This is a genomic window from Phenylobacterium sp., assembly GCF_020402505.1.
Taxonomy (GTDB): Bacteria; Pseudomonadota; Alphaproteobacteria; order Caulobacterales; family Caulobacteraceae; genus Phenylobacterium.
The window spans coordinates 15,674-31,183 of sequence record NZ_JADBZL010000022.1; the positions used below are offsets into that span (position 1 = coordinate 15,674).

A 15,510-nucleotide genomic window follows, 5' to 3' on the forward strand; every position below is an offset into this window, starting at 1 on the left:
GGCCTCAAGGGCGGATGATGATCTTGCCGACAGCCGCACGGCTCTCCATGAACTCGTGCGCGGCGACGGCGTCTTTCAGTGCAAAGCTCGCCGCAATGCGCGGCTTGAGTGCGCCCTCCGCCACGAGGCCGTAGAGGTCCGACAGGGTCTGGCTCATGACGCCCGGGCGCTCCATGAGCAGGTCGAGGTGGAAGCCCGAGACAGACGCGCAGCGCCGCATCAGAGTCAGGGGAATGACGGGCGACGGGCGACCGCTGGCCAGTCCGTAGGTGACGGCCCGGCCGAAGGGGCCCAACAGACCGAGGCCGGACTCGTATAGTTCGCCCCCCACACTATCGAGAAAGATATCGATGCCTCCGTTGAGTTGGTCGGCGACTTTCTTGGGCCAATCCGGATCCGCAGGATCGAACACAAGGTTGGCGCCGTCGGCCTTGGCCGCCTCGCGCTTTGCCTCCGTGCTGGCCAACCCGATCAGCATGCCGGCGCCGAAACGTCTGGCCAGCTGCAGGATGAGTCCGCCGCAGCCGCCGCCAGCGGCCGAAACGAGGACCGACTCTCCCTTCGCCATCCGCGCCATCGTGTTCAGCAAGTGGAATGCGGTGGCGCCCTGGTTACTCACCGCAAGGGCGTCCTCCGCTGAAACCGTCGAAGGCACGATGGCCGCCACGCGGTCCGGAAGGAGGGCGTATTCTGCATATCCACCGCTTCGCGAGGGACTCACACCGGCAACCCGGTTCCCAACCCGCCGCCCGCTGACCCCGGGGCCCACAGCGACAACCTCGCCGCAGACTTCAGAGCCCGGCGTGAATGGAAGTGGCGTCGGTTCCAGGTAGCGACCCAGCCGCTTTCCGATATCGGAAAAGTTCAGACCGGCCGCCTCGACCTTGACAAGAAGGTCCCCGGGGCCGGGCGTCGGGGCGTCAACCTCCTCCAGCCGCAGAACGTTCGCGGGGCCGAGTTCATGAAATCGAACCGTCTTCATCAGTCTGACCTCCAGGTCTTTCGTAGCTGTCGCGACCGCCGCGCCAGTCGGAGCGAAACCGATCGGCTGGCAGGTCCGGTGGATCACTCAAGGACGGGCGGGGCCGGATCCCCCGCGTCTTCTCGTCGGCACTTCGGACATTATCTGTGTTCTGTTAAGATAAATCCGGTTCTTTCTGTTCGTCGAGCGAGCTGGCGACTCGGCCGTCAACGGGCGCAAGACGGGAACACCCCGGTCGAGGGCCTCCAGAGCGCCGTCGCGCTCAACCTCGACCGGAAGGGGCGCAAGGCCCCGCAAGATCCAGCGCTCCGCCTAGGCGCCGCCCGTCGGCAGGGACAGGTGAGCGCCCAGGAGATGCCTGCTGGGAAATCCTAGTCGGCGATCCAGCTTCCATGGAACCCGAACGGCACGCGAACGGGCAGCTTGACGACCGCCTTTGGCGGACCCGCGAAGTCCTGGGCGTCGATGATCACCAGATCAGATGTGTTGGTCGGCGCATTCCACACATAGGTCATGACCCAGCCCTCGCCTTCCTTTGCGGCGTCGGACTTCGGAACGAAGACGCACTCGGACCCGAAGCGGCCTGGCCCGAAGTCGTGGGCAAGCTCAAGCCCGGTCTCCGTGTCGAAGCACATGGCCGACCCGCGATCCGTCTGAATGCCGGCGCCGTAGATGTAACGATGCTTCTGGCCTGTCAGCCGCTCGTCAATCCGGGGAAACTCCTGCGGCCTGCGCGAAAGCACGGTCTTGGCGATCGAGGCCGACCCCGGGTCGAGGACCCATCGCGACAGGACTGGCGGGCCTTCGCCCGGCCCGTTCAGCGCTGTGTTGAACATGCTGCTGAACTCGACGAGATCGACGACAACCGTCCCGTCCGCCGCATCATAGGCGTTGGCCGTATGGAAGACGTAGCAGGGGGGGACATCGATCCAGATGACGTCCTCCGCCGCACCCTTCCTCGGCAACAGTCCCACCCGGGCGGGATGAGTCTCTGACCATTGATAGGGGAAGAGGCGTCCCTTCGCCGCTGCGGCATCATTCCAGACTACGGGAAGGTCGAAGATCAGAATGTAGCGCTGGGTCATGGCGAAATCATGCACCATGGGCCCGTCCGAGACGGGGATTGCGACCGAGCGCTTCACCTTCCCGTCGGTCCCGATCACGACGTGCCGAACCTCGGACTTTACGCCCAGGTCGTAGGTCACCGCATGCCACTCGCCGGTCAGCGGATCGAGGTGAGGGTGGGCGGCGAAGGCGCCGTCGAGGGTGCCGGCGAAGTCCTCATAGCCTATTGTCTCAAGCTCATGGGTCAACGCCATGGCGGGAGGACCGGACTCCACGAGAGCCAGCGTCTTTCCGCCGAAACTCTGGATGTGGGTGTTCACGACATCCACATTCGTGCGCGGCTGTCCGGCGGGGTAGGGGGCGCCGAGCCTGTCGCAGACAAGGCGGCTGCGGACGAAGCGATTGCGGTACCACTCAGCCTTGCCGGAGCGCAGGTAGACGCCGTGCACCATGCCCTCGCCCAGGAACCAGTGATGGTTCGCCGGATCCGAGACCTCGATGGGGTTCGGTCCATTGCGAACGAAGCGCCCAACGAGACCGGAAGGGATCTCGCCCGTCACCGGCAGGTCGAACGCTGTCACCTCTTCAAGCACCGGACCATAGGGCCCGATCAGATAGCTATTCCCGACATCAGCTGAGAACGGCGCCCGAAGGGCGGCCTTTGCAGCCGACTTCTCGGCGGGCGGGAAGGTTGTGTCGGTCATTGAAGCCTCCTTGTCGATCAGCCAAAAGAGCTCCATTATCTTTTGTATGTCAAGATAAAGAATGAAGGGTTCTGATCGTGCGCCCTGTTCCGGCCCTTGCGCGGAACGTGATCCGGGATGGGCATCCGGCCCGCCCGGGGCTGCAGGGCGCCGGGACGTGTTGTCCCGCCGCCCGGGGAACGTTAGGTCGGACCCGGGCGCTTTTGAGAATAGGAAGCGACAAGGTCGAGGTTGGATGTGGAACGAGCTCAGCAGCCCGCCCGGAAGCGGCGAACAAACTACCGCAAGGATGGGTATCATCACGGCAATCTGGACGCCGCCCTGCTGGAGATCGCGACCCGCCTCATTGATGAGGAGGGGGTCGGCGCGGTCACCCTGCGCCGGGTTGCCGAGAAGGCAGGAGTGACCGCCACGGCAGCTCAGCACCATTACGGCGACAAGGAGGGTCTCTTACGGGCGATTGCAGCCGTTTCGTTCAAAGATCTGCTTTCGACATTAACAAATGCATCCAAATATTCAGAGGATCCGGAAGCTAATCTTCGCAGTGTCGCTGGCGCGTATGCGCGCTTTGCAGTGGCGAAACCTGAGAGATTTCGATTCATGTTCGAGGCGGGATACCTCGATCCGAATCTAAGTCCTGTATCTGCGAATTTGGGATTGGGCTGCTTCGACGTTTTGAGATTAACAGTCGATCGTTATCTCGGGCGTCACGTGGTCGCCGCGCCGCTCTTTGTCTGGTCCATGGGCCATGGCGTCGGCTCCATACTCAGTATCTCAAGAATACCCTCTACCGATCGGCCCGGAAGAACCAACGACGATATCATCGACGAAATGGTGAATGTAACCATCGCTGGCCTTCGTCAGTTCCAAAGGGCAAGCGGCGATGAGCCGCTTCCTCACAATTGAATCTGGAAACTCCCGCTCCTGATTGACGCGTTCGTCTCCTGTAGCGCTCCGATGCGGAGCCAACCAGGTCAGCATCACAGCCACCGTGTTGGCGCGACCGGAAGGGGGGGAGCGTCCCGTGTCGATGTCCGCCACTCCCCCAATCGAAGTCAGACCGGTGTCGCTCTTTCCACACGGACCCGGCGACTTCTTGTCGGGAGTTCGTCCCGCCTTGCTCCTCGACCCGGTAAGCATGCCCGCGCCCGAATCGGGTCTTGGCCCAGGGTCCCGGGGTGGACGCCGCGGCGACCTCAGCCTAGAGAACAGAGGTGTTTTCTGATGCCCCAGGATTCGTCGGGGCTCCGGAGTTCCTGCCCAAGTGTTCAGGCGCCACTTCTTTCTCGCCCTTGCGGTCGGCGTGGTCCTGCTGATGGCGGTGGCCGGCGGGCTGAAGATCCTGTCGGACGCCCGACCCGCCCAGGGGGGAGCTCCGGGCGCGGGCGGCGGAGGCGGACCCCCCGGCATGGGACGCGGCGGACCCGGCGGACCTAGGGGCGAGGTCCCCCAGGTGTCCCTGGTCAGTCCCGTCAGCCGCACCTTCACTGAGCGCCTCGAATTGCTGGGCGTGGCCAAGGGGCGCCAGTCCGTCACCCTCTCTGCGGCGACGACGCAGCTGGTCAGCCGGGTTCTCTTCACGCCGGGACAGACCGTGGCCCGCGGCCAGGTGCTGGTGGAGCTGAAGACCACCGAGCAGGACGCCGCCCTGGCCCAGGCCCAGGCCCGCGAGGTGCAGGCCCGCAGGGCGTATGAGCGCTGGCGGACGCTCGGGGAGCAGGGTTACGCCTCGACCGCCGCCGTCGACCAGTTCGAAGCCGCCTGGAAGACCGCCCGGGCCGACGTCGCCGCCGCCGAGGCGCGTCTGGGCGACCGGGTGATCCGCGCGCCCTTCGCCGGCGTGGTGGGGCTGTCCGACATCGCGCCCGGCGCCGTCATTAATCCCGGCGCGGCCATCGTGACCCTGGACGACCTGTCCGCCGTCCGGGTGGACTTCCAGGTGCCGGACCGGTTCCTTTCCGCCGTGAAGGAGGGACAGGCCCTGACGGCGACGGTCGACGCCTGGCCGGACGCCCGGTTCAGCGGTCGCATCATCCGCCTCGACACCCGGATCGACGAACGCACCCGCGCCCTGACCGCGCGGTCCGAGTTTTCCAGCGCCGAGGGGCGCCTGAAGCCGGGAATGATGTTGCGCGTCGGCGTGAGCCAGGGCTCGCGGACGGGTCTGGCCCTGCCGGAATCCGCCGTCGCGGTTCAGGGCGAGGGCGCTTCGGTCTTCGTGGCGGTCGAGGAGGGCGGCCGGATGACCGTCCAGCAGAAGCCGGTTAGGGCAGGCCTTCGACAGGATGGCTGGGTTGAGATCCTCGAGGGCGTCACCCCGGCGGATCGCGTCGTGGCCGACGGCCTGAACCGCGTGCAGTCCGGTCAGCCGGTCCGCCCCGCCGGCGGTCCGCCAGCGGGAGGCGCCGCCCCGCGCAGGCCCGGATGACGCTGTCAGATCTCTCGGTCCGTCGCCCGGTCTTTGCGGCGGTCGGGGCGATCCTTCTCTGTGTTGTCGGCCTTGCGAGCTACTTTTCCCTGGCGGTCCGGGAGCTGCCGAGCGTCGATCCGCCGGTCGTCAGCGTTTCGACCAACTATCGCGGGGCTTCCGCCGAAGTGGTCGAGGAGCGGATCACCCAGCTGATCGAGCGTCAGGTCTCGGGCATCCAGGGCATCGACCGCGTGAACTCCACGTCGCGGGACGGCGGAAGCCGGATCTCGATCTCGTTCACCCTGGACCGTGACCTCGACGCCGCGGCCAACGACGTGCGCGATGCGGTCAGCCGGGTCACCCCCCTGCTGCCGGACCAGGCCGACCCCCCGCAGATCGCCAAGGCGAATGCGGACGACTCGCCGATCATGTTCCTCAGCTTGACGTCGACCACGCTCAACCGCCTCCAGCTGACGGATTATGCGAACCGTTACCTGGTGGAGCGCCTGTCGACCGTGCCCGGGGTGGCCCAGGTGGGGCTGGGCGGCGCCCAGGTCTACGCCATGCGCATCTGGCTGGATCCCATGGCGTTGGCGGCGCGCGGCGTGACCGTGGACGATGTCGAGGCCGCCCTTCGGGCCCAGAACCTGGAGCTTCCTGCGGGCTCCCTTGAGGCGCCGTCCAAGGACTTCACGATCCGGGTGGCGCGGGGCTATGCCACTCCGGAAGACTTCGCCCAGCTTCCGGTCACGGCGTCCGGCGCAAGCCGGTTCGCCGCCTCGGCCGCCGGACAGCAGGGCGCGCTTGGCTCTTCCGCCGCCGCCGCAGGCGCCGCCGCCTCGCCCCAGTCCGCGGCGGCGAGCGCCGCCAACCCCAACGCCTATGTGGTGCGCCTCGGCGACCTCGCACGGATCGAAGAAGGGCCGGACGAACGGCGTCGGCTCTTCCGCTCCAACGGGAACGACCAGGTTGGGATGGCCGTCTTCAGGCAGTCCCAGGCCAATGATCTGGAGATTTCGGACGGCATCCGGAAACAGCTCCGCGAAATCAACCGCAGCCTGCCGCCGGGGACCAAGATCGAGGTGTCGGTGGACTTCACCTCCTTCACCCGCCACGCCCTCGAGGAGGTGTGGATCACCATGGGCATCGCCCTGGCCCTGGTGGCGCTGGTGAACCTCCTCTTCCTGGGATCCTGGAGGGCGGCGCTGGTTCCCTCCGTCGTTGCGCCGATCTGCATCCTGTCGACCTTTATCGTCCTCGCGGGCCTGGGGTTCTCGGTCAACCTGCTGACCCTGCTGGCCCTGGTGCTGGCCATCGGCCTTGTCGTCGACGACGCCATCGTGGTGGTGGAGAACATCCAGCGACGGGTTGATGAGGGCGAGCCGCCGCTTGTCGCCGCCCAGAGAGGCGCCCGCCAGGTCTTCTTCGCCGTGGTCGCGACCACAGTCGTGCTGATCTCGGTCTTTGCGCCGCTGATGTTCATGCCGGGGTTCACCGGCCGGCTGTTCGTCGAGCTGGCCGTGTCGGTGGCGGCGGCCGTGGTGTTCTCCGCCCTCCTCGCCCTCAGTCTGTCACCTATGCTCGGCTCGGTGCTGCTTCGCCCCGCACGGACGGGAGGGGCGATGACCGTCGCGGTGAACACCGCAATGGGCGCGCTGAAGCGATCCTACCAGAGCTCGCTGGAGGCCCTGCTGGCGCCTCGCCGGATGATCCTGTCCTCTGTTTCGGCGGGCGGCCTGATCCTGGCGATGGGCGTGGTGGCGGCCGGACTTGCCGTGATCATCCCCAAGGAGCTTGTTCCGATGGAGGACCGGGGCCGGGTGGACATCTCCATCCAGGGACCGGAGGGGGCGGGCTATGACTACATCCTGCCGGCCTCGCAGGAGGTGGAGAAGCGGCTCCTTTCCCTTCTGAAGGAGGGGGTGATCGAGAGGTACACCCTCAGCGTCCCGAGCTTCGGACGCAGCCAGTTCAGCTCCGGGGGCGCCAATGCGGGCCTGCCCGACGAGCGGGTGAACGATGTCACGTCCCAGGAGCTCGCCGCCCAGTTGAACCGGGAGTACGCCGCCATCACGTCGGCCAGGGTCATCGCCTCCGTCCGTCCGTCCATCCAGCGAGGCGGCGGCGGGGGGGGATCCAGCGTGAGCGTCATCCTGCTGGGGGATGAGTACCCGCAGATCGAGCAGGCCATCCAGCCCTTGATGGCGGCGGCGCGGAATAATCCGGGTCTGTCCCGTCCGCGCCTCGACTATGAACCCACCTCTCCGAGGCTGCTGGTCGAGGTTGATCGCGAGAAGGCCGCTCAGCTTGGCGTGTCGGCCCAGGCGGTGGGTCGGGCCCTGGAAACGCTCTTCGGATCCCGCAGAACGACAACCTATATCCGGGGCGGACAGGAATATGACGTCATCCTGCAGGCCGACCGGCCGCAGCGCATGAATGAGTCGGATCTCAGGAACGTCTATGTGCGGGCGGCCTCGGGCGCCACGGTGCCGCTGTCGGCGGTGGTGACGACGGAAATCCAGGGCGACACCCCGAGCCGTGACCGGGTGGACCGGCTCCGGGCGATCACCCTCTCGGTCCAGCTGAACCCGGGCTATACCGTCGGCGAGGCGGTCAACTTCTTTCAGGCGGAGATCGACAAGCGGCCGGGCATGGCGGTGAAGTGGGGCGGCCTGGCGCGGGATTACCTGGAGGGCGGCACGGCGGTCTACGGCGCCCTGGCCCTGGCCCTGATCCTCGTCTTCCTGGTGCTGGCGGCCCAGTTCGAGAGCTGGGTCCATCCCCTGGTGATCATGCTGACCGTTCCCGTTGCGGCCCTCGGGGGTCTCTTCGGTCTTCTGATCAGCGACTCGACGCTGAACACCTACAGCCAGATCGGCCTGATCATGCTGGTGGGCATTGCAGCCAAGAACGGCATCCTCATCGTGGAGTTCGCCAACCAGTTGCGGGACGAGGGTCTTTCGGTCCGTGAGGCGGTGATCGAGAGTTCCGTCGTCCGGCTTCGCCCGATCATCATGACGTCCATCGCCGCCGCCGCGGGGGCCGTGCCGCTGATCCTGTGGGGCGGCGCGGGTGGAGAGTCGCGCAAGACCATCGGGGTGGTCATCTTTTTCGGCGCAATCTTCTCGACCCTGCTGACGATCTTCATCGTTCCGGTCTTTTACAACCTGCTCGCCCGCTTCACCCAGCCGCCCGAAACACGGGCCCGGAGGATCGCAGCCTTCGAGATGGAAGAGACCGTCCGGCCGGCGGAGTAGACCCGGCCTACTTCGCGGGACTGGTGTTGACCTTGAGCCAGGCGACGAGCGCCGCCCGGTCCTCAGGCGATTTCATCCCCACGTAGGACATCTTGGTGCCTTCCACGAGGCCGCGCGGGTTCTCGATCCATTTGTCCATGGTCGCCGCATCCCAGACCAGACCCGAGGTCTTGAGGGCTTCGGAGTAATTGTATCCGGCCACCAGTCCGGCCTTGGCGTCAAAGGTCCCCCAGAGGTTCGGTCCGGTGAGGTTGGCGCCGCCCGGGACATAGGTGTGGCAGGACCGGCACATGGCGTAGAGCCTTTCGCCCCGTTCCAGGTCCGCGCTCCTGTAAGGCTCGGGGAGTTCCGCCAGCAGCGCCGCCTTCTGCTCGTCCGTGAGGACCACCGGCTCCGCCGCAGGTCTGGCGGCGCCTTCGGACGCCGGAGCGTCGGCAGGCTGACCGCAGGAGGCGAGGCCGAGGGTCGCCATGAGAGCCAGGGCGGACAGGGATCGGACTGCGGACATGGGCGTCTCCGGAACTGGCTGACCCGGGAGGGCCAGGGCGAAATCATGTTTGGTGCCGGCTACAGGACTCGAACCCGTGACCTTCGGTTTACAAAACCGCTGCTCTACCAGCTGAGCTAAGCCGGCCCGGGCGCTCCGATGCCAGAACCTGGGCGCGCCGACAACCAAGAACGGCGTCGCGCTTTGTTCCGGCCCAACGGCGCCCTATAAGCGCCGGCTTCGCGCCTCCTCATTACGAGAGCCCCATGACCCGCATTCTGATCACCTCGGCCTTGCCCTATATCAACGGGATCAAGCACCTGGGGACCCTGGCGGGATCCATGCTGCCGGCGGATGTCTATGCCCGCTTCAAGCGCGCCCAGGGGCTGGAAACCCTCTACATCTGCGCCACGGACGAGCATGGCACCCCGACCGAGCTGGCGGCTGCGGAGGCGGGCGTCGACCCGGCTGCCTTCTGCCGCCAGCAGCACGAGGTGCAGGCCGACCTCGGCGCCCGGTTCGGACTGTCCTGGGACCATTTCGGCAGGTCCTCCTCGCCCCAGAACCGCGAGGTGACCCAGGCGATGGCCCGGCAGCTGTGGGAGAACGGCTTCATCGAGGAGCGGGTCACCCAACAGGTCTATTCCAACGCCGACGGCCGCTTCCTGCCGGACCGCTATGTCATCGGGACCTGCCCGCACTGCGGCTACGCCGCCGCCCGGGGCGACCAGTGTGAGAACTGTACACGTGTCCTGGACCCCGCCGACCTGATCCGCCCGCGCTCCGCCGTCTCTGGCTCGGAAGACATCGAAATCCGCCCTTCCAAGCACCTCTTCCTGAGGCAAAGCCTCTTCGCCGACCGGCTGCGCGCCTGGATCGAGGACAAGAAGTCGACCTGGCCCCTGCTGGTGACCTCCATTGCCCTCAAATGGCTGGACGAGGGGCTGCAGGATCGGGGGATCACCCGTGACCTGGAATGGGGCGTGCCGGTCAACGCCGCCGACTGGGGCGCCAATCCGGACGGCCTCCGCCCGGATGTCGAGGGCCTCAAGGGCAAGGTGTTCTACGTCTGGTTCGACGCCCCGATCGAGTACATCGGCGCCACCCGGGAATGGGCGGACGCCACGGGCGCGGACTGGGAGCGCTGGTGGCGGGGCGAGGCCGCCTCGGACGTCACCTATGTCCAGTTCATGGGCAAGGACAACGTGCCCTTCCATACGGTGGGCTTCCCCTGCACCTTGATCGGCGTGAATGAGCGGCTGGGCCCGGACGGCGCCTGGACGCCGGCCTCGAACGCTCCCTGGAAGCTGGTCGACCGTCTGAAGGGCTTCAACTGGCTGGACTATTACGGCGGCCGCTTCTCGACCTCCCAGCGGCGCGGGGTCTTCATGGACCAGGCCCTGGAGCTCCTGCCGCCGGACTACTGGCGCTGGTGGATCATCGCCAATGCGCCTGAGGGGTCCGACGCAAGCTTCCTATGGGAGCAGTTCCAGGCGCAGATCAACGCCGACCTCGCGGACGTTTTCGGGAATTTCGTCAACCGCATCCTGCGCTTCACCGAAAGCCGCTTCGACGGGAAGGTCCCCGAGGGCGGGGAGGAGGGGCCGCTGGAGGCCCGCCTGCGCGCCGACGTGGGCGAGAAGCTGGCCGAGCTGACCGCCCAGCTCGAGGCGCTGGAGATGCGCAAGTCGGCCCAGGCCCTGCGCCAGCTCTGGGTGCTGGGCAACCAGTACCTGACCGAGGCGGCTCCCTGGACGGCGGTGAAGACCGATCGCGATCGGGCGGCGGTCTCCGTTCGGATGGGATTGAACCTCGTCGCCCTGTTCGCGCGGGTCTCCAGACCATTCATCCCCTTCACCTGCGAGGTGGTGGCGAATGCGGTGGGCGAGGGTCCCGACGCGTCCTGGCCGGACCCTGCGGCCGCTCTCTATCTCCTGCCCCCCGGCCGGGAGGTGAAGGCGCCGGAAGTGCTGTTCCGCAAGATCGAGGCCGAGCAGGTCGAGGCCTGGCGCGCCCGTTTCGGACGGCCGGAGGCCGGGTGATCTATCGCCCGGTCAGGGCCTCGCGACTGATCTCCTCCTGCGGGGTGATGTCGAGGGCGTCCGGGGCGATCGAATTGTAGGCCGGGGTCTGGTTGAGGTCGATCACCACGCTCCGGTGTCCCTGCCAGATCATGTGCAGGGCCACATACAGGACGATGGCCAGACCGAGGAAACCCAGCCAGCGGTGGCGCTGCAGGAGGCTGGCGATCCAGGTGGCGGCTATGCCCATCAGCGCAATCGAGAGCAGAAGACCGACCACCAGCACCCAGACGTGCTCCCGGGCGGCGCCGGCGACGGCCAGGACGTTGTCGAGCGACATGGCCACGTCCGCGAGCAGGATCTGGGTCATGGCCTGACGCATGGTCTTCGGCGCCGGCGTGGTCGTGGGCTCGCCCTCGAACTCGATCCCGGTGGCTTCCTCGAGGGCCTCTGCGGCTTCTGCGGCTTCGGCCTCATGGCCCTCGCGGAGCTCGCGCCACATCTTCCAGCAGACCCAGAGGAGCAGGATGCCGCCCGCCAGGAGAAGGCCGATCAGCTGCAGGAGCTGGACTGTGACCACGGCGAGGCACAGGCGCAGTACCACGGCGGCGATCAGACCGTAGAGGATCGCCTTGCGCCTCTGTTCGGCGGGCAGGCCGGCGGCGGCGAGGCCGACGGCGACGGCGTTGTCCCCGGCCAGGGCCAGGTCGATCAGGATCACCTGGCCCAGGGCGACGAGGGCTTCGGCGGAGGGAAGCGCAAGGTCAATCATGCCTGTTTCTGGCGCCGGTCGGCTCCGGCGGCAACCTTGCTGTGCTTGCCGCCGCAGGGTGCGGGCGGCAAGGTAGCGCAGTCCAAGGGAGGACCAAGACATGACCCGGACCCTGAGCCCGCCTGAGCCCATTCTTGAGCCTGACCTGCCGATCATCGATCCGCATCATCACCTCTGGGACAGGCCGGCGGCCCGGGGCTCTGAACTGCCGCCCCCCTCACATCCCTTCGAGGCGGTGATCCGCCTGTCCCCAAGGTATCTCTTCGCCGACCTCCTGGCCGACATGACCAGCGGGCACAAGGTGGTGGCGACGGTCTACATGGAGTGCGGGGCCATGTACCGGAAAGGCGCCGACCCGGCCTTCCGGCCCGTCGGCGAGACCGAGTTCGTGAATGGCGTGGCCGCCATGTCCGCCAGCGGGATCTATGGCGAGGTGAGGGCCTGTGCGGCGATCGTCGGCCATGTCGACCTGACCCTCGGGGCGGACGCGCGGGCGGTGCTGGAGGCGCACATGACCGCCAGCCCCCGCTTCCGGGGCATCCGGCATTCGGCATCCTCGGATCCGGATCCTGCGGTGCTCGGACCCCTCTCGGGCCGCCCCCCGGGCCTGTACAGGGACGCCCGGTTCCGGGAGGGGTTCGCCCAGCTGGCCCCTCTGGGCCTCTCCTTCGACGCCTGGATGCTGGAGCCTCAACTGGATGACCTGATCGACCTGGCCCGGGCCTTCCCCGAGACCCAGATCATCCTGGATCATGTGGGAACGCCCCTGGGGCTGGGCGCCTATGCCGGTCGGCGCCAGGAACGCCTTCCTGTCTGGCGGGAGAAGATCCGGGCGCTTGCGGCCCTGCCGAACGTCGCCTGCAAGCTCGGCGGTCTGGCCATGGCCTTCCCCGCCTTCCCCTCCTTCCTTTCAGACCCGCCGGCGAGCTCGGAACAGCTCGCGGCCGAGTGGCGGCCTTATGTGGAGACCTGCGTCGAGGCCTTCGGGGCCGACAGGTGCATGTTCGAGAGCAACTTCCCCGTCGATCTGGGTTCCTGCGACTACCGGACCCTGTGGAACGCCTTCAAGCGGCTGGCCGCAGGCGCGTCCGCCGATGAGAAGACCGCACTCTTCTTCGGGACCGCCCAAAGGATCTACCGGGTGGACCTGACCTGACGCCGCGTCAGGGCCTTGCCCCGGCAACCTTCCGACCGCAAAGTCGCTGCAACAAGACAGGGGAGAGAACCATGGCGATCGATTTCGAGATTCCGGAAGACGCAAAGGCGATCCGCGAGCGGGTGCGCCGCTGGGTGCACGAGGAGTGCATTCCGGCCGAGAAGCGTCTGGTGGACCGGGAGTCCTTCAAGGTCGTACTGGCCGAGCTGAGGGCCAAGGCGCGGTCCCAGGGCCTCTGGAGCCCCTTCATCCCCAAGGAATATGGCGGCATGGGTCTTGGCCCCCTGGCCAACGCCCTTGTCCAGATGGAACTGGGCGAAAGCCACCTGGGCGCCCTGTCGATGAACAGCCAGGGTCCTGACGACGCCACCATGCTGACCCTGCTGGCGCACGGCACCGACTTCCAGAAGGAAAAGTACCTCAAGCCGCTGCTGAACGGCGAGAAGCGCGTCTGCTACTCCATGACGGAGAAGGCGGCCGGCGCCGACGCCACGGGCATGCAGACCCGGGCGGTCAAGGACGGCAAGGGCAATTACGTCCTGAACGGCGAGAAGTGGTTCTCGTCCGCCGCCAGCGCCGCGGACCTGGCGGTGGTGATGGCCATGACCAACCCCGACGCGCCGCGTCACCAGCGCTATTCGACCTTCATCGTCGAGCTGCCCAACCCGGGCTACATCATCAAGCGCGACATTGCGACCATGGCCGCAGAGGGTCCGCTTTCCCACATCATGGGCGGCGGCCACTCGGAGATCGAGATCAAGGACCTGGTCGTGCCGGAAGAAAACCTCCTGGGCGGGGAGGGTAACGGCTTCAACATGGGCCAGCACCGCCTGGCCTACGGGCGCCTGCGCCACGGCATGCACAACGTGGCCCTGGCCCAGCGGGCGCTTGACCTGGCAGTCAAGCATGTGACCTCGCGCGAGACCTTCGGGCAGAAGCTGTCCAAGCGGCAGGGCGTCCAGTGGATGCTGGCCGACTGCGCCAGCGAGCTCTACATGGCCCGGCTGATGCTGCTGCATATCGCCTACAAGGCCGAGAAGGGCATGGACCTGCGGCAGGAGAACTCGATCGCCAAGGTCTTCCTGGCGAACATGGTGCACAAGGTGGTGGACACCGCCATCCAGCTGCACGGGGCCCTTGGCTACAGCCGCGATACGCCTCTGGCCGCCTGGTACACCCACATCCGCTCGCAGCGGCTGGTGGACGGTCCGGACGAGGTGCACCGCTGGACCACCGGCCGCAACGTCATCCGCGCCTTCGAGCGGGATGGCACGTCTGCCGCGGCGGCGGGCGGCGACCTGCTCTGAGGCTCCGGCTCAGCGGCGGGGGCGGGCGGCCTCGTAGAGGGCCACCGCCGCCGCCGCGGCCACGTTGAGGCTCTCGAAGCCGCCCGGCATGGGGATGCGGGCGGTGTCGTCGCAGTGCTCGGCGACCAGCCGACGGACGCCTTCGCCTTCGGACCCCAGAACCAGCACGACCGGGGCGCCGTCGAGCACTTCGGACAGGTCGCGGGTCGCACCGCCGTCAAGGCCGACCGCCCGCCAGCCGAGGTCCGACAGCCGTTCCAGTGCTCGGGAAAGGTTCACGACCCTTGCGACCGGCACGATATCCACGGCGCCGGCGGCGGCCTTGGCGAGGGCCCCGGACAGGCGGGGCGCGCGGCGCTCCTGCAGGATCACCCCGCGGGCCCCGAATGCGGCGGCCGTACGCAGGATGGCGCCGACGTTTCCCGCATCCGTGACCTGGTCCAGCATCAGCAGTACGGCGCCCGGCTCCGGCGCGAAGTCGTCCAGGTCGACGGGCTCGGGTTCGGGCCCCTCCAGCGCCAGCCCCTGGTGAGCGGCGCCGGCCGGCAGGAGTCGGGCGAGGCCGGCGGCGTCGGTCAACTCGAGCCGCTTCAGGGCTCCGAATCGACGCTCAAGCTCCCGGGCTCGATCCGGCGTGGCCAGGAGCCGCCGGGGCGCAGGTCGCGCAGGGTTGGAAAGCGCCGCCTCGACGGCGTGAACGCCCCAGATCCAGTCACCGGAAGTCGCCTGAAGCCGGGGTTTCCCGGGCCCGCCGGGCGCGGGGGACACAGGGGGTCCGCGGCGCTTCCGGCCTGCGTTGCGTTCGGGATGCGAGGCCACTATAAGACGCGCTCCAAATTGGGGCCGGGTTTCCCGGCCTTGATAGGATGTCCGGCGCGCTGGGGGAATGTCCCGAGTGGCAAAGGGGGGGGACTGTAAATCCCCTGGCGCAAGCCTTCGTAGGTTCGAGTCCTACTTCCCCCACCACGCTCCGGTATCGAACCTTAGTCCAGGAGGCTCGCAGGAGCGCCGCCTAATTGCGGGTATAGCACAATGGTAGTGCAGCAGCCTTCCAAGCTGAGGATGCGGGTTCGATTCCCGCTACCCGCTCCAACCCTTTAGACTCGCCGCAGGACCCCCATGGCCAAAGAGAAATTCGAACGCACGAAGCCGCATTGCAACATCGGCACGATTGGTCACGTTGACCATGGCAAGACGACGCTGACGGCGGCGATCACGATGACGCTTGCGAAGTCGGGCGGCGCGACGGCGAAGAAGTATGACGAGATTGACGCGGCGCCTGAGGAGAAGGCGCGCGGGATCACGATCAACACGGCGCATGTCGAGTATGAGACGCAGAACCGTCACTA

Annotated in this window: 12 protein-coding genes and 3 tRNA genes; 9 read left to right on the top strand and 6 right to left on the bottom strand. The window is 67.1% G+C overall.

Translation table 11 applies throughout. From position 1 onward, the window contains the following. Positions 1-4 precede the first annotated feature (4 nt). Positions 5-982 (bottom strand): zinc-binding dehydrogenase, encoded by a 978-nt coding sequence (locus IM632_RS01640; protein ID WP_296482893.1) that lies wholly within the window; start codon positions 980-982, stop codon positions 5-7. A gap of 371 nt (positions 983-1,353) precedes the next feature. Then, a complete protein-coding gene (locus IM632_RS01645) occupies positions 1,354-2,751 on the bottom strand; it encodes a carotenoid oxygenase family protein (protein ID WP_296482895.1) in 1,398 nt (465 codons plus the stop codon). Positions 2,752-2,988: 237 nt separating this feature from the next. Here IM632_RS01645 and IM632_RS01650 point away from each other — a divergent pair, with 237 nt between their 5' ends. The 3 genes from IM632_RS01650 (at position 2,989) to IM632_RS01660 (ending at position 8,418) form a co-directional block, all read left to right on the top strand. Next, a complete protein-coding gene (locus IM632_RS01650; RefSeq protein ID WP_296482908.1) occupies positions 2,989-3,657 on the top strand; it encodes a TetR/AcrR family transcriptional regulator in 669 nt (222 codons plus the stop codon). A 358-nt stretch (positions 3,658-4,015) separates the two neighbouring features. Beyond that, positions 4,016-5,179 carry an efflux RND transporter periplasmic adaptor subunit gene (locus IM632_RS01655; RefSeq protein ID WP_296482897.1) on the top strand — a complete coding sequence of 388 codons (1,164 nt, stop codon included), beginning with the start codon at positions 4,016-4,018 and terminating at the stop codon, positions 5,177-5,179. Then, the gene (locus IM632_RS01660; protein WP_296551957.1) at positions 5,176-8,418 is read left to right on the top strand and encodes an efflux RND transporter permease subunit; all 3,243 of its coding nucleotides are present in this window, start codon (positions 5,176-5,178) and stop codon (positions 8,416-8,418) included. The genes IM632_RS01655 and IM632_RS01660 overlap by 4 nt, the downstream gene beginning before the upstream one ends. A gap of 7 nt (positions 8,419-8,425) precedes the next feature. Here IM632_RS01660 and IM632_RS01665 read toward each other — a convergent pair whose 3' ends face one another. After that, on the bottom strand, positions 8,426-8,926 hold the full coding sequence (locus tag IM632_RS01665) for a cytochrome c family protein (protein WP_296482901.1): 501 nt from the start codon (positions 8,924-8,926) through the stop codon (positions 8,426-8,428). Between the two features lie 50 nt (positions 8,927-8,976). Beyond that, positions 8,977-9,052 (bottom strand) — tRNA-Thr (locus tag IM632_RS01670). Positions 9,053-9,171: 119 nt separating this feature from the next. Between IM632_RS01670 and metG the strand changes: the two genes are divergently transcribed. Then, the gene (gene metG / locus IM632_RS01675) at positions 9,172-10,947 is read left to right on the top strand and encodes a methionine--tRNA ligase (RefSeq protein ID WP_296498424.1); all 1,776 of its coding nucleotides are present in this window, start codon (positions 9,172-9,174) and stop codon (positions 10,945-10,947) included. A 1-nt stretch (position 10,948) separates the two neighbouring features. On the opposite strand, the gene IM632_RS01680 is transcribed toward metG, so the two are convergent. Next, positions 10,949-11,698 (bottom strand): YjbE family putative metal transport protein, encoded by a 750-nt coding sequence (locus tag IM632_RS01680; RefSeq protein ID WP_296480498.1) that lies wholly within the window; start codon positions 11,696-11,698, stop codon positions 10,949-10,951. A gap of 100 nt (positions 11,699-11,798) precedes the next feature. On the opposite strand from IM632_RS01680, the gene IM632_RS01685 reads away from it, so the two are divergent. After that, a complete protein-coding gene (locus IM632_RS01685) occupies positions 11,799-12,854 on the top strand; it encodes an amidohydrolase family protein (RefSeq protein ID WP_296480501.1) in 1,056 nt (351 codons plus the stop codon). A 71-nt stretch (positions 12,855-12,925) separates the two neighbouring features. After that, entirely contained in the window at positions 12,926-14,161 is a 1,236-nt protein-coding gene (locus IM632_RS01690; RefSeq protein ID WP_293535821.1) for an acyl-CoA dehydrogenase family protein, read from the top strand. A 9-nt stretch (positions 14,162-14,170) separates the two neighbouring features. Here IM632_RS01690 and rlmB read toward each other — a convergent pair whose 3' ends face one another. After that, entirely contained in the window at positions 14,171-14,929 is a 759-nt protein-coding gene (gene rlmB, locus IM632_RS01695; RefSeq protein WP_296480505.1) for a 23S rRNA (guanosine(2251)-2'-O)-methyltransferase RlmB, read from the bottom strand. 112 nt (positions 14,930-15,041) lie between these two features. Here rlmB and IM632_RS01700 point away from each other — a divergent pair. The 3 genes from IM632_RS01700 to IM632_RS01710 all read left to right on the top strand — a co-directional run. After that, positions 15,042-15,127, top strand: a tRNA-Tyr gene (locus tag IM632_RS01700). A 52-nt stretch (positions 15,128-15,179) separates the two neighbouring features. Then, positions 15,180-15,253, top strand: a tRNA-Gly gene (locus IM632_RS01705). Positions 15,254-15,280: 27 nt separating this feature from the next. Next, the coding region (locus IM632_RS01710) for a GTP-binding protein (protein ID WP_296534713.1) at positions 15,281-15,510 on the top strand (230 nt) is incomplete at its 3' end.